The 13,125-nt window shown below is 61.4% G+C and carries 12 protein-coding genes; 7 read left to right on the top strand and 5 right to left on the bottom strand.

Features of this window, described 5'->3' with window-relative positions; genetic code table 11:
* Positions 1-290 precede the first annotated feature (290 nt).
* A complete protein-coding gene (locus ASC80_RS00355) occupies positions 291-1,820 on the bottom strand; it encodes a sigma-54-dependent transcriptional regulator (protein ID WP_056291755.1) in 1,530 nt (509 codons plus the stop codon).
* 147 nt (positions 1,821-1,967) lie between these two features.
* Between ASC80_RS00355 and ASC80_RS00360 the strand changes: the two genes are divergently transcribed.
* Positions 1,968-3,848, top strand: a complete 1,881-nt coding sequence (locus tag ASC80_RS00360) for a M3 family oligoendopeptidase (protein ID WP_056291756.1) — start codon at positions 1,968-1,970, stop codon at positions 3,846-3,848.
* Between the two features lie 91 nt (positions 3,849-3,939).
* On the opposite strand, the gene ASC80_RS00365 is transcribed toward ASC80_RS00360, so the two are convergent.
* The 3 genes from ASC80_RS00365 to dctP form a co-directional block, all read right to left on the bottom strand.
* The gene (locus ASC80_RS00365; RefSeq protein WP_056291758.1) at positions 3,940-5,307 is read right to left on the bottom strand and encodes a TRAP transporter large permease; all 1,368 of its coding nucleotides are present in this window, start codon (positions 5,305-5,307) and stop codon (positions 3,940-3,942) included.
* A 3-nt stretch (positions 5,308-5,310) separates the two neighbouring features.
* The gene (locus tag ASC80_RS23410; RefSeq protein ID WP_056291761.1) at positions 5,311-6,432 is read right to left on the bottom strand and encodes a TRAP transporter small permease subunit; all 1,122 of its coding nucleotides are present in this window, start codon (positions 6,430-6,432) and stop codon (positions 5,311-5,313) included.
* Between the two features lie 92 nt (positions 6,433-6,524).
* A complete protein-coding gene (gene dctP, locus ASC80_RS00375) occupies positions 6,525-7,637 on the bottom strand; it encodes a TRAP transporter substrate-binding protein DctP (protein ID WP_056291764.1) in 1,113 nt (370 codons plus the stop codon).
* 351 nt (positions 7,638-7,988) lie between these two features.
* Here dctP and ASC80_RS00380 point away from each other — a divergent pair, with 351 nt between their 5' ends.
* The 4 genes from ASC80_RS00380 to ASC80_RS00395 all read left to right on the top strand — a co-directional run bounded on the left by ASC80_RS00380 (position 7,989) and on the right by ASC80_RS00395 (position 11,087).
* The gene (locus ASC80_RS00380) at positions 7,989-8,141 is read left to right on the top strand and encodes an aa3-type cytochrome c oxidase subunit IV (protein WP_056291767.1); all 153 of its coding nucleotides are present in this window, start codon (positions 7,989-7,991) and stop codon (positions 8,139-8,141) included.
* A gap of 74 nt (positions 8,142-8,215) precedes the next feature.
* Positions 8,216-9,343: a Re/Si-specific NAD(P)(+) transhydrogenase subunit alpha gene (locus ASC80_RS00385; protein ID WP_056291770.1), complete on the top strand. Its 1,128-nt coding sequence runs from the start codon at positions 8,216-8,218 to the stop codon at positions 9,341-9,343.
* Positions 9,344-9,352: 9 nt separating this feature from the next.
* The gene (locus ASC80_RS00390) at positions 9,353-9,673 is read left to right on the top strand and encodes a proton-translocating transhydrogenase family protein (RefSeq protein ID WP_056291773.1); all 321 of its coding nucleotides are present in this window, start codon (positions 9,353-9,355) and stop codon (positions 9,671-9,673) included.
* A 13-nt stretch (positions 9,674-9,686) separates the two neighbouring features.
* Positions 9,687-11,087, top strand: coding sequence for an NAD(P)(+) transhydrogenase (Re/Si-specific) subunit beta (locus ASC80_RS00395; protein WP_056291775.1), 1,401 nt, complete (start codon positions 9,687-9,689; stop codon positions 11,085-11,087).
* 63 nt (positions 11,088-11,150) lie between these two features.
* Here ASC80_RS00395 and ASC80_RS00400 read toward each other — a convergent pair whose 3' ends face one another.
* Positions 11,151-11,534 carry a VOC family protein gene (locus ASC80_RS00400; protein ID WP_056291777.1) on the bottom strand — a complete coding sequence of 128 codons (384 nt, stop codon included), beginning with the start codon at positions 11,532-11,534 and terminating at the stop codon, positions 11,151-11,153.
* A 120-nt stretch (positions 11,535-11,654) separates the two neighbouring features.
* Between ASC80_RS00400 and ASC80_RS00405 the strand changes: the two genes are divergently transcribed.
* Together ASC80_RS00405 and ASC80_RS00410 are read left to right on the top strand one after the other, a co-directional pair.
* On the top strand, positions 11,655-12,755 hold the full coding sequence (locus tag ASC80_RS00405; protein WP_056291780.1) for a calcium:cation antiporter: 1,101 nt from the start codon (positions 11,655-11,657) through the stop codon (positions 12,753-12,755).
* 13 nt (positions 12,756-12,768) lie between these two features.
* The gene (locus ASC80_RS00410) at positions 12,769-13,053 is read left to right on the top strand and encodes a cupin domain-containing protein (RefSeq protein WP_056291783.1); all 285 of its coding nucleotides are present in this window, start codon (positions 12,769-12,771) and stop codon (positions 13,051-13,053) included.
* Positions 13,054-13,125 lie beyond the last annotated feature (72 nt).

Genomic DNA, 13,125 nt, shown 5'->3' on the forward strand with positions numbered 1-13,125 from the left:
AACTGCTCCCTGATGGAACAGTTCGTGTTGCTTCCGTCAGAACTTGTTGCAAAAGCGCCGGCAAACGCACCGCAAAATCGGTTTGCCGCGGATTCCGCATCCGGACGATTCAGCGAAAAGATAACACGCGACGCGAAGAATCGGCTAGCGCAGCGCTGCCAAAGTCACGGGAAACTGACTTCAATTGGCGACCCTCGCAACGCGTTGCGCACATTGCCGCATGTTTTCTTTGGGTCTGTCACCGCGCCGCAACGGTTCAACCGCCGCGAAATTCCTAAACCGATTCCAGATCAGGTTTTCCGGGAGGAAGTTCCCGCCGACTGCGCGTTCTCTGTCATGTCGTCGAGCTTGCGATAGAGCGTCGAGCGGCCGATCTTCAGCCGCCGGGCGACCTCGGACATCTGGCCGCGATAATGGGTGATCGCGAACTGGATGATTTCGATTTCCAGTTCATCCAGCGACCGCATTTCGCCGTCGTTGGCCAGCATCGGCAACACACCATGGGGGACGGTTGCGCTGACGGGCGCGGCGGTTGGCGCTATAGGTATTTCAATACCTGAAAGCGAGGCCGGCTCCGGCCCGACGGTGGATGGCGAGGCGATCACCAGCGGGTCGTTTGTTCCCACTGCGGATGCCGGCGCATGGAGGGCGGCGTGCGGGAAATCGTTGACGCCGAGTTGGTCGCCCTCGCTCATGACGACGGCGCGATAAACGGCGTTTTCCAGCTGGCGGACGTTGCCCGGCCAGTCGGCGCGGGTGAGATGAGCCATCGCATCGCCGCTGATGCTGGTGATCGGGCGATTTTCCTCGGCGCAGAATCGCGCCAGAAAATGCCGCAGCAGATGCGGAATGTCCTCGCGGCGGGCGCGCAGCGGCGGAATGGTCAGCGGCAGCACGTGCAGGCGGTAGAACAGATCCTCGCGGAAATGCCTTTCCTTGACGCGGTCGAGCAGCTTGCGATTGGTCGCGGAAATGATCCGGACATCGACTTTCACCGGCTTGCGGCCGCCGACGGCTTCGACTTCACCTTCCTGCAACGCGCGCAGCAGTTTGACTTGCGCGGCCAGCGGCAACTCGCTGACCTCGTCGAGAAACAGCGTGCCGCCTGAGGCTTCGACGAACTTGCCGGCGTGGCGTTCGGTGGCGCCCGTGAACGCGCCCTTCTCGTGACCGAACAGGATGGATTCAACCAGATTGTCGGGGATCGCGCCGCAATTCACGGTGATGAACGGCTTGCTGCTGCGGTCGCTCGAACCATGGATGGCGCGGGCGATCAATTCCTTGCCGACGCCGGATTCGCCTTCGATCAGAACCGGAATCGCGGAGCCCGCGGCCTTGCGGCCCATCGTCAGCACCGAGTCCATTGTTTCGGACCGGGTGACGATGTCCCTGAATGTGAGTTTGCCCTCGCGGCTGTGGCGGATGCGCTGCAATTCGCCCTTCAGCGCGCTGGCGTTGAGCGCGTTGCGCAACGACACCTGCAAACGCTCGATGCCGACCGGCTTCACCACGAAGTCGTGCGCTCCGGCGCGCATCGCCGACACCACGTTGTCGATGCCGCCATGGGCTGTCTGCACGATCACCGGGGTCGAGATTCCGGCGTCGCGCATCTTTTCCAGCACGCCCATGCCGTCGAGGCCGGGCATCACGAGGTCGAGCACGACGGCGTCGATTTGTTTCGCATCGGGGTCGATCAGCGCCGCCAGCGCGGCATCGCCGCTGTCGACGACCACGGCATCGTACCCGCAGCGATGCACCATGTTCTCCACCAGACGCCGCTGGACGGCATCATCATCGGCGATCAGAACAGTGGCAGGCATGGCATTCCCCGGAAAACACAACTATCTGTGTCGAATCGGGGCACTCTCGCCGATGCCGATTAACGAGCTCTTAAGGGTTGGCGTCTGGCTGCGGTCACGTTATCGCTGCATGGTGGCTGAAGCGCACAAACACAGGTTGGAACAGTAATGGCTGCTCGCTCGTCTTCCGCTCTTCGTAAATCGTCCACAGCTAAATCTTCAGCTAAGTCGAAACCGGCTGCCAAACCGAAGGCCAAGGCAGCACCGAAGGCGATGAAGCTGCCCGAGTGGAATCTGGCCGATCTTTATCCCTCGATCGACGCGCCGGAGATCGCGCGCGATCTCGACAAGCTCGATGCCGACTGCGTCGCGTTCGAAACCTCCTACAAGGGCCGGATTGCGGAAGAAGTGGCGAAGCCGAGCGGCGGCGAATGGCTTGCCGGCGCGGTGAAAAGCTATGAGGCGATCGACGATCTCGCCGGGCGGCTTGTGTCCTATGCCGGCCTGATCCACGCGGGCGACACCGTCGATCCGGCGATCTCGAAATTCTACGGTGACGTGTCGGAGCGCATTACCGCGGCATCGCTCCACCTTTTGTTCTTCACTCTCGAACTCAACCGGGTCGACGATGCGGTGATCGAGCGGGCGATGCAGACGCCGTCGCTGGGCCATTACCGGCCGTGGCTCGAGGACATCCGCAAGGACAAGCCCTACCAGCTCGAGGATCGCGTCGAGCAGCTTTTCCATGAAAAATCGATCAGCGGCTATGCCGCCTGGAACCGGCAGTTCGACCAGACCATTTCGGGGCTGCGCTTCAAGGTCGGCGGCAAGGAGCTGGCGATCGAGCCGACGCTGAACCTGCTGCAGGACCGTTCGCCCGACAAGCGCAAGGCGGCGGCGCAGGCGCTGGCGAAAACCTTCAAGGCCAACGAGCGCACCTTCGCGCTGGTCACCAATACGCTCGCCAAGGACAAGGAAATCTCCGACCGCTGGCGCGGCTTCGAGGATGTCGCGGATTCGCGCCATCTTGCGAACCGGGTCGAGCGTGAAGTCGTCGATGCGCTGGTCGCCTCGGTGCGCGCTGCCTATCCGCGGATCTCGCATCGCTATTACGCGCTGAAGGCGAGCTGGTTCAAAAAGAAGAAGCTCGCGCACTGGGACCGCAACGCGCCGCTGCCGTTCGCGGCCACAGGCAGCATCGCGTGGGGCGATGCCAAGAGCACGATCCTGAAAGCCTATGGCGACTTCTCGCCGGAGATGGCGACCATCGCCAGGCGCTTCTTTGACGACCGCTGGATCGATGCGCCGGTGCGGCCGGGCAAGGCGCCGGGTGCGTTCTCGCATCCGACCACGCCGTCGGCGCATCCCTATGTGCTGATGAATTATCAGGGCAAGCCGCGCGACGTGATGACGCTCGCCCATGAACTCGGCCACGGCGTCCATCAGGTTCTCGCCGCGAAGCAGGGCGCGCTGATGGCGCCGACGCCGCTGACGCTGGCGGAGACCGCCAGCGTGTTCGGCGAGATGCTGACCTTCAAGCGCCTCCTGGCCGAGACCAAGAACGTCAAGCAGCGTCAGGCGCTGCTCGCCGGCAAGGTCGAGGACATGATCAATACGGTGGTGCGCCAGATCGCGTTCTATTCGTTCGAGCGCGCGATCCACACCGAGCGCCGCAATGGCGAACTCACCGCGCAGCGCATCGGCGAGATCTGGCTCAGCGTGCAGGGTGAAAGCCTCGGACCGGCAATCGAGATCAAGCCGGGCTACGAGACGTTCTGGATGTACATCCCGCACTTCATCCATTCGCCGTTCTACGTCTATGCCTATGCGTTCGGCGATTGCCTCGTGAACTCGCTGTACGCGGTGTACGAGAACGCATCCGCCGGTTTCGCGGAGCGTTATCTGGAGATGCTCGCCGCCGGCGGCACCAAGCATTATTCCGAGTTGTTGCTTCAGCCGTTCGGACTCGACGCCAAGGACCCGACATTCTGGGACGGGGGCCTGTCGGTGATCGAGAGCCTGATCGCCGAACTGGAGGCGATGGGATAAGCCGCCGCCCGCGAGGGCGGGCAAGGGATCGCAGAAAAGAAAAGACCGGCCTTGCGGCCGGTCTTTTTGTTTTAAAGCTGTGTGCCGCCCGCTAGCGCGCGTACAGCAACCCCGGCAGCCAGAGAATGATCTGCGGGAAGATGATGCAAACCGCCAGACCCAAGGCCTGCAGCACCATGAACTGCACCGCGCCGCGGAAGATCGTGGCCATGCTGACCTCGGGGGGCGCGACGCTCTTCAGATAGAACAGCGAGTAGCCGAATGGCGGACTGAGGAACGCCATCTGCATGTTGATCATGAAGATCACGCCGTACCACAGCGCGACGTCGCTCGACTTGACGCCGGGCAGGCCGAATACGCCGTTCCATTCCAAGCCCTGCATGATCGGAAGGAAGATCGGCACGGTCAGCAGCAGGATGCCGACCCAGTCGATGAACATTCCGAGCACGAACAGGATGAACATCATCAGGAACAGGATGCCGTAGGGCGGCAGGCCCGTCCCCAAGATCGATTCCGACACGAATTGCTGGCCGCCCTTGATGATGAAGAAGCCGACAAACATCGTCGCGCCGAAGAAGATCCACATCACCATCGCGGTGGCCTTCAAGGTCGCCAGTGCGGCTTCCTGAATCGCCGGCCAGGTCAGCCTGCGATGCAGCGCCGATACGAACAAGGCGCCGAAGGTGCCGATGCCGGCCGCCTCCACCGGCGTTGCGATGCCGAGGAAGATGACGCCGAGCACGAGGGTGATGAGCAGCAGCGGCGCGATCGTATTCTTGAGCAACCGCAGTTTTTCGCGTCCATCCACCCGGTCCTTGAGCGGCAATGCCGGGCCGAGGCTTGGGTCGATGTAGCAGCGGATCGTGATGTAGGCGATATACATGCCCGACAGCAGGAAGCCGGGGAAGATCGAGCCGACCAGCAGTTCGCCGAGCGACTGCTGGGCGACCACCGCATAGACGATCGCCATGACCGAGGGCGGAATCAGGATGCCGAGCGTGCCGCCCGCCAATAGCGCGCCGCAAGCGAGCTTCTGGTCATATCCGCGCTTGAGCATTGCCGGCAGGGCGATCATGCCCATCGTCACTTCGGTCGCGCCGACGACACCGACCATGGCGGCGAGCGCCGTGCAGGCGATCACGGTCGCCGAGGCAAGTCCGCCCTTGAGCGATCCCAGCCACTTATAAACCGCGTCGAACAACTCCTCGATGATGCCGGCTTTCTCCAGCATCGCCGCCATGAAGATGAACAATGGCACCGCCGACAGCTGATAGTCGGTCATGAACGGGAAGATGCGCGACGGCATCATGTTCAGGATGGCGGAATTGCCGAACAGGAACAGGAAGATGGTTGCGAGGCTTCCTGTGCAGAACGCCATCGGCAAGCCGAGCGCCAGCAGGACGGCCAACGATCCGAACATCAGGACGGTCAGCCATGCGATATCGATTTCCCAGCCCATGGCTCAGGCTCTCCCGCGCGTCAGAAATACAATGTCTTTGATAAGCTTCGCGACACCTTGCAGAAGCAGCAGCCCGGCGCCGATCGGCATCATCAGCTTGATCGGCCAGTACTGCACTTGCCACTCGGTGAAAGAGCGCTCGCCGTTGGCGACCGAATCGGCCGCGAACCGCCAGCTCGTCCAGAACATCACGCCGATGAAGATGAAGAAGAAGATGGATGTGAAGATATCGGCCATCGCTTTGCCGCGTGGCGAGAACTTCGTGTAGAACACATCGACCCTGACATGCTGGTCTTCGCGGTAGGCGTAGGCGCCCGCAAGCATGTACTGCATGCCGTACATCAGGAACATGCTCTCGTGCACCCAGTTGGTCGGGGAGTTGAAGGCATAGCGTGCGATGACTTCGTAGTAGTAGACGAACACCGAAATCACCGCCCAGTAGGCGACGAATTCGCCGGTGCGGACGTTCACCCATTCGATCTTGTCAGTCAGCCAGGTATGGACCTCCTTGGCGGGGTCCTCGCCGGTGCCTTGCGCTGGGATGTCCGGAATTTCCGCCAACTCTATCTGGCTTTCGCTCGCTTCCCGGGCTGCCGTGCGCCGCACGAGCCCCGGCAGCAGGATCGCGTCCACGACCATCATCGCGGCCATCAGAATCGCGAGCCAGCGCGAATAACCGTAGGTGTCGTCGAGCCGCTGTTCCTCGACCTTGAACTGTGCTTCCGCGTCCTTGCCGGCAGCGGTGGCCTTGGCAAGGCGCTCGGTTGCTTCCGGCGTCGCCGTCTCGTTCGGAGAAATTCTGGCACGCGATATTTCGATGTGCGAGGTCTCGACCGCGGCGCGGGTGCGCGAGACATCCTCGCGCCGGTCGCCGATCAGGCCGTTGACGTAAAGGAGCGCCAGGAAGACCGGCACGAACGCGAAGCCCCACCGGCTTTTCAGATAGAAGCGGTGCAAGCCCATAAATCCGGCGAAGAGCCAGAACATGTAGGCGATGAACACCGACGGACCCCGCGGAACGCCCCGCTGGAGCTGACGGTTCACCAGATAGATGGCGATCAGCGGAAACACGATTAACGTGCCCCAGTAAAGCCAATGGGGCAGCACAAAATATAAGTTCGGCATTGACGCCTCGAACGGGAGAGTCGGTGGGTGCCTGCGGACAATGGAGGGAGATGCCGCGTGGCATCTCCCTCATCGATTCCGGCCGGAGCGGCTCAGAGATCCAGTTTCTGGCCTTTGTACATATCCGGCGTGACGTAGCCGATGCTCGGAGATTCCATGATATCGAGCTGCGCCTTGAACACGCGGGCGGCGTCCTTGTCCTTGTTGGCCCACTTGAACCAGATCGGCACGGCCACCTTCTGGAATTTTTCAAGATCCTCCGTAGGCAACCGGTTGATCGTGGTGCCGGCCTTGAGGAACTTCGGCCATGCTTCCATGTCGGCCTTCTGGATCGCGCCGTGATGAACAGCGGAATAGGACTGAACTTCGTTCTCCACCCACAGCTTCATCTTGGGGTTCAGCTTGTTCCAGTGGTTTATGCCGACGCAGAAGTCCATCAAGTCGACCGGCTGATACACTGACATAAGGCCGGGAGGGCCCATCCAGATGAATTTCGAGACCTGCTGGAAGCCGAGATCCCAGTTCACCGCCGGACCGGTGTAGTCGGCGGCTTCGATCGTTCCCTTTTCGAGCGCAGAGAACACTTCGCCGCCCGGAAGCAGCGTCGTCTTGGCGCCGATCGCCGCGAAGCCTTCGGCAATCATGCCGCCGGGGACGCGCAGCTTCAGACCCTTGAAATCCTCGATCGAGCGAATTGGCTTCTTGGAGTGGATGATGTTGGCGCCGTGATGGATGCGGCCGACATACATCAGGCCCTGCTTGGCGAAGATCTCCCGCGCCATTTTCAGGCCGCCGCCGCTGTAGAAAAACACGTCCCATTCGTGCGGATAACGCAGGCCCATCAGATATGACGACAGGAACGCGGTCGCCGGGATCTTGCCGACCCAGTACACCGTGAACGAGTTCATCGCTTCGAGCACGCCGTTCTTCACGCCGTCGAGAAGCTCGAAGTCGCCGACGACCTCCTTCGCGGCGAATGGCTTGAACTCAAGTTCGCCGCCGGTCTTTTCCTTGATGCTGTTGCACCATTCCTTGAAAGTGTTGAGGCCTACACCGGCGGGCCAGGACGTCTGCACTTTCCATGTCGTGGTTTCGGCCGCCTCCGCGTTGCGGATGTAGGGCGAACTGACGATCGCGGCTCCAGCGACTGCGGCTCCTCCCAGAAGGGCGCGGCGGGTCGTCGGTGTTTTGGTGTCGGTTTTCATTTTTGACCTCCCAAGCTTTTTTGCTGTTTGTAATTTTCTTGTTGTTGCGCTGAGTGTGAGGCCGCTTCACAAAAGCCACAATCAGAAAGGCGGGGGTGCGCCAAATCAGCGCACCCACCGGGAGCCCTTACATTTCGGGAGAAATTCCCGCATTCTCATTATCTTAGACTAAAGGCTAATAGGCGATAATGCAGCCTGCGCGTGTTTTTTGAAGGTTTGCAATCGGCGCATTTTCCGGCAGTCGGGCCGTCGATTTCCTTGGCCCAACGCCGGTGACCGGCGATTTCGTGCCGTTGCCCTGACCGGCCAATTAAGGTAATTCCGCGTCCAATCGGGACTCTGGAGGCATGAATGGCTGAGCATAAAGAAGTCGCTTACACCACAGCGGATGGCATGGATTACCCCGCGCACGAGCAGACTTATGAGGGATTCCTTGCGCTGATTAAATACAGCTCGCTGGCGGTGATCGCGGTCGTCGCCCTGATGGCGCTTTTTCTTCTCTGAACAATGAATCGTTGTTCGCCGGCGACGCTGCCGGTGCTTTAGTCATGCGCGGCTGACGGGTCGCGGGAGGACTTATGAAAATTGCTATCGCGAAAGAAGTCGACGCCGGCGAGCCGCGCGTCGCGGCGACGCCCGATACCGTGAAGAAATTCAAGGCGCTCGGAATCGATGTCGCCATTGAACCGGGAGCCGGCATCAAGTCCGGCCTCCTCGATGCGGATTTCACCGCCGCCGGTGCTGTTGTCAGCGCCGATGCGGTCAAGGACGCGGACATCGTGATCAAGGTGAAGCGGCCCGAGGCCGCCGAGCTTGCCAAATACAAGAAGGGCGCGCTCGTCATCGCGATCATGGACCCGTATGGCAACGACGCCGCGCTTAAAGTGATGGCCGACGCCGGCGTCTCCGCGTTCGCGATGGAGCTGATGCCGCGCATCACCCGCGCGCAGGTGATGGACGTGCTGTCGTCGCAGGCCAACCTCGCCGGCTATCGCGCGGTGATCGAGGCCGCGGAAGAATTCGGCCGTGCTTTCCCGATGATGATGACCGCGGCCGGTACCGTGCCCGCCGCCAAGGTGTTCGTGATGGGCGTCGGCGTTGCCGGCCTGCAGGCGATCGCAACCGCCCGCCGCCTCGGCGCCGTGGTCACCGCGACCGACGTTCGCCCCGCCGTGAAAGAGCAGGTCGAATCGCTCGGCGCTAAATTCCTCGCTGTCGAGGACGAGGAGTTCAAGCAGGCGGAGACCGCCGGCGGCTACGCCAAGGAAATGTCGAAAGAGTATCAGGCCAAGCAAGCCGCCCTGACGGCAGAGCACATCAAGAAGCAGGACATCATCATCACCACGGCTTTGATTCCGGGCCGGCCCGCGCCGAAGCTGGTCAGCGCCGAGATGGTGAAATCCATGAAGCCCGGCTCCGTGCTGGTCGATCTCGCGGTCGAACGCGGCGGCAACGTCGAGGGCGTCAAGTCCGGCGAAGTCACCAGCGTCGATGGCGTCAAGATCGTCGGCTTCCCGAACCTCGCGGGCCGGGTCGCGACGTCGGCCTCGAGCCTTTATGCGCGCAACCTGCTGTCGTTCATCGAAACGATGTTCGACAAGGAGAGCAAGTCGCTCGCGGTGAAATGGGACGACGAACTCGTGAAAGCCACGGCGCTGACCAGGGATGGCGCCGTCATTCATCCGAACTTCCTGCCGAAAGCATAGGAGAGCGCCATGCACGGGATTGAGGCTGTCGATCCGTTTGTCTTTCGGTTGTCGATTTTCGTACTCGCCGTTTTCGTCGGCTATTTCGTGGTGTGGTCGGTGACGCCCGCGCTGCACACACCGCTGATGTCGGTGACCAACGCGATTTCGTCGGTCATCGTGGTCGGCGCGCTGCTGGCCGTCGGTGTCGCCCTCGTCGGCAGCGACGAAGGTCCGCTATGGGCCCGCGCGTTCGGTTTTGTCGCGCTGATCTTCGCGTGCGTAAATATCTTTGGCGGTTTCCTTGTCACCCAGCGCATGCTGGCGATGTACAAGAAGAAGCAGAAGTGACGGGGCAGGGCACATGAACGCGAATATCTCGGCGCTGCTCTATCTGGTCGCAGGCGTCCTTTTCATTATGTCTCTGCGCGGGCTGTCGAGCCCGGCTTCCAGCCGTCAGGGCAATTTCTTCGGCATGATCGGCATGGCGATCGCGGTGGGCACCACGCTCGCCGCGCATCCGCCGGCCAGTGCGACGGGCTGGATCCTCGTGATCCTCGGCATTGCGATCGGCGGCGGCATCGGCGCGGTGATCGCCCGCCGGGTGCCGATGACCTCGATGCCCGAACTGGTCGCCGCCTTCCACTCGCTGGTCGGCATGGCGGCGGTGCTGGTCGCGGCCGGTGCGTTCTACGCACCCGCGGCATTCGACATCGGCACGCGCGGCAACATCCACGCCTCCAGCCTCGTTGAAATGTCGCTCGGCGTCGCCATCGGCGCTCTGACCTTCACCGGTTCGGTGATCGCGTTCCTCAAGCTGTCGGGCCGGATGAGCGGCGCACCGATCATCCTGCCGGCGCGTCACATCATCAACATCGTGCTGGCGCTGGCGCTGGTGTTCTTCATCTACGGGCTGGTGTCGTCGCAGAGCCAGGTCGACTTCTGGTTGATCACCGTTATCGCGCTGGTGCTCGGCGGCCTGCTGATTATCCCGATCGGCGGCGCCGACATGCCGGTCGTGATCTCGATGCTCAACTCGTATTCGGGCTGGGCGGCGGCCGGTATCGGCTTCACGTTGGGCAACTCGGCGCTGATCATTACCGGCGCGCTGGTCGGCTCGTCGGGCGCGATCCTGTCCTATATCATGTGCCACGCGATGAACCGCTCCTTCATCTCGGTGATCCTCGGCGGCTTCGGCGGCGAGAGCGGCGGCCCTGCCGCGGCCGCCGGCGGCGAAGCGAGGCCGGTCAAGCTCGGCTCGGCGGACGACGCGGCCTTCATCATGAAGAACGCGCAGAAGGTTATCATCGTGCCGGGATACGGCATGGCGGTGGCGCAGGCCCAGCATGCCCTTCGTGAAATGGCCGACACGCTGAAGAAGGAAGGCGTCGAGGTGAAGTACGCGATTCATCCGGTCGCGGGCCGTATGCCCGGACACATGAACGTGCTGCTCGCCGAAGCCAACGTGCCTTACGACGAGGTGTTCGAACTCGAGGATATCAACTCGGAGTTTGCCCAGGCCGACGTCGCCTTCGTCATCGGCGCCAACGACGTCACCAACCCGGCGGCGGAAGAAGATCCGAAGTCGCCGATCTACGGCATGCCGGTTCTTCAGGTCTGGAAGGCCGGCACAGTGATGTTCATCAAGCGCTCGCTGGCGTCCGGCTATGCCGGCGTCGATAACCCGCTGTTCTATCGTGACAACACGATGATGCTGCTGGGCGATGCCAAGAAGATGGCCGAGAACATCGTCAAGGGAATGTAAACTAACCCCGCCTTTTACTCGCGGAAGTAAAAGAGGCCGTGCACAGCGCACGGCCTCTTTTTGTTACGCCTTTGGTACCCGGTACAGTGCGCAAATCTTGTTGCCGTCCAGGTCGCGCAGATAGGCAAGATGCATCTTGACGCCGTTCATCTCGCGGATGCCGGGCGGATCCTCGCATGTTGTGGCACCATTCGCGATCCCCGTTGCATGCCAGGCATTGGCGTCTTCCGGCGAGTTCGCAAGAAAGCCGATGGTGCCGCCATTGGCAGGAGTGGCAGGTTTGCCGTCGATCGGCTTCGATACGGAAAACGTGCCGGTTTTGGTGCGATAAAAGACACGATGGCGATCGACAGCCCCCGGTGGCACCCCAAGCGTGCCCAGCAGTTTGTCGTAAAATGCTTTGGCTTTGTCGAGATCGTTCGTCCCGATCATGACGTGTGAGAACATTTTTGCGCTTCCTTCCAAAAATAGTTCTTTTGGTTAAGGCATCCCGCTCCCGGGTGCAAATTTCCTCTGCGCTAGCCAGGCCCCTATGCCTTTTGCGATCGTGCCATTAGTGTTGAGCGTATGAGCGCACAAACACATGTCCCGCGGTCAGCATGGATATTTCCCATGCTGGCCGTTTTGCTTGTGACGGCGACCCTGATCCCGTCGCTCGGCATTGGCTTCACGAATTCGCCTGCCGGGCTCGTGTTCGCGGCCGTGCTGCTGGTGATCCTGTTCGGCACGGTGTTCGCCGCAGTCTATCATGCCGAGGTGATCGCGCACCGCATCGGCGAGCCCTATGGCACGCTGCTGCTGACGATGGCCGTGACGATCATCGAAGTGGCGATGATTGCCACCATCATGCTCGGCGAGAAGGACGTCCCGACGCTGGCGCGCGACACGGTGTTCGCAGTGGTGATGATCGTGTGCAACGGCCTCGTCGGCCTTTGCATCCTGTCGGGCGGCCTGCGGTTTCGCGAGCAGACGTTTCAGGTCACCGGCGTCAACGTCTTTCTCTGCGTTCTCATCGTGTTCGCGACCATCACGCTGATCCTGCCGAACTACACCCTGACCACGCCAGGTCCGGTCTATTCCCAGCTTCAGCTGGCTTTCGTCAGCGTGGTGACGATCATTCTCTACGGCGTGTTTCTCTATACCCAGACGATTCTCCATCGCGATTTCTTCATCGTCGAGAGCGATGACGATGATGCTCACGCCCCGGCGAATTCGCGAATGATGGTGGTAAGCCTGGTGCTGCTGCTGGTCTCGCTGGGTGCCGTGGTGATGATGGCCAAGAAATTCTCGCTGGTGGTCGATGCCGGAGCGGCGCTGATCGGCGCGCCGCCGGCGTTCGCGGGTATCGTCGTTGCGCTGCTGGTGCTGTTGCCGGAGAGCGTGGCGGCGGTGGCCGCGGCCCGGAAAAACCAACTGCAAAAGAGCATCAATCTCGCGCTCGGCTCGTCGCTTGCGACCATCGGCCTGACCGTGCCCGCCGTTGCGGTGATGGCTTATGTGCTCGACAAAAATCTGGTACTCGGGCTTGGCCCTCAGGAAATGGTGCTGCTCATCATGACGATCCTGCTGAGCACCCTCACGCTCGGAACCGGCCGCAGCAACATCCTGTTCGGGATGGTCCATGTTCTGGTTTTTGCTGTTTTCATTTTTCTGGTGTTCGCTCCGTGATGGAGGATGAGACATGACCCCTGCAAAATCGAACGTTCAGCACGATACGGCCGAGGTCCGCGTCACCGAATGGCGTCTCGCGCCGGGCAGCGCCACCGGCCGTCATATCCATGAGATGGACTACGTGATCGTTCCGATCACCACGGGCGAGATGACGATCGTCGGGCCTGACGGTGCGCGGTCGAAGGCGCCGATCACCACTGGGCAATCCTATGTCCGGAAAGCCGGTGTCGAACACGACGTTCTCAACGAGACCGGCAGTGAAATCGTGTTCCTCGAAATCGAGCTGAAGCCCTGATTGTGATGACAGGCTCAGGCCGGGTCTGGCCGTTGGTCGGCACATGACGGTGCCGTCGGCTTCCACTTCAAG

It is taken from the genome of Afipia sp. Root123D2 (assembly GCF_001425835.1).
Lineage (GTDB): Bacteria > Pseudomonadota > Alphaproteobacteria > Rhizobiales > Xanthobacteraceae > Afipia.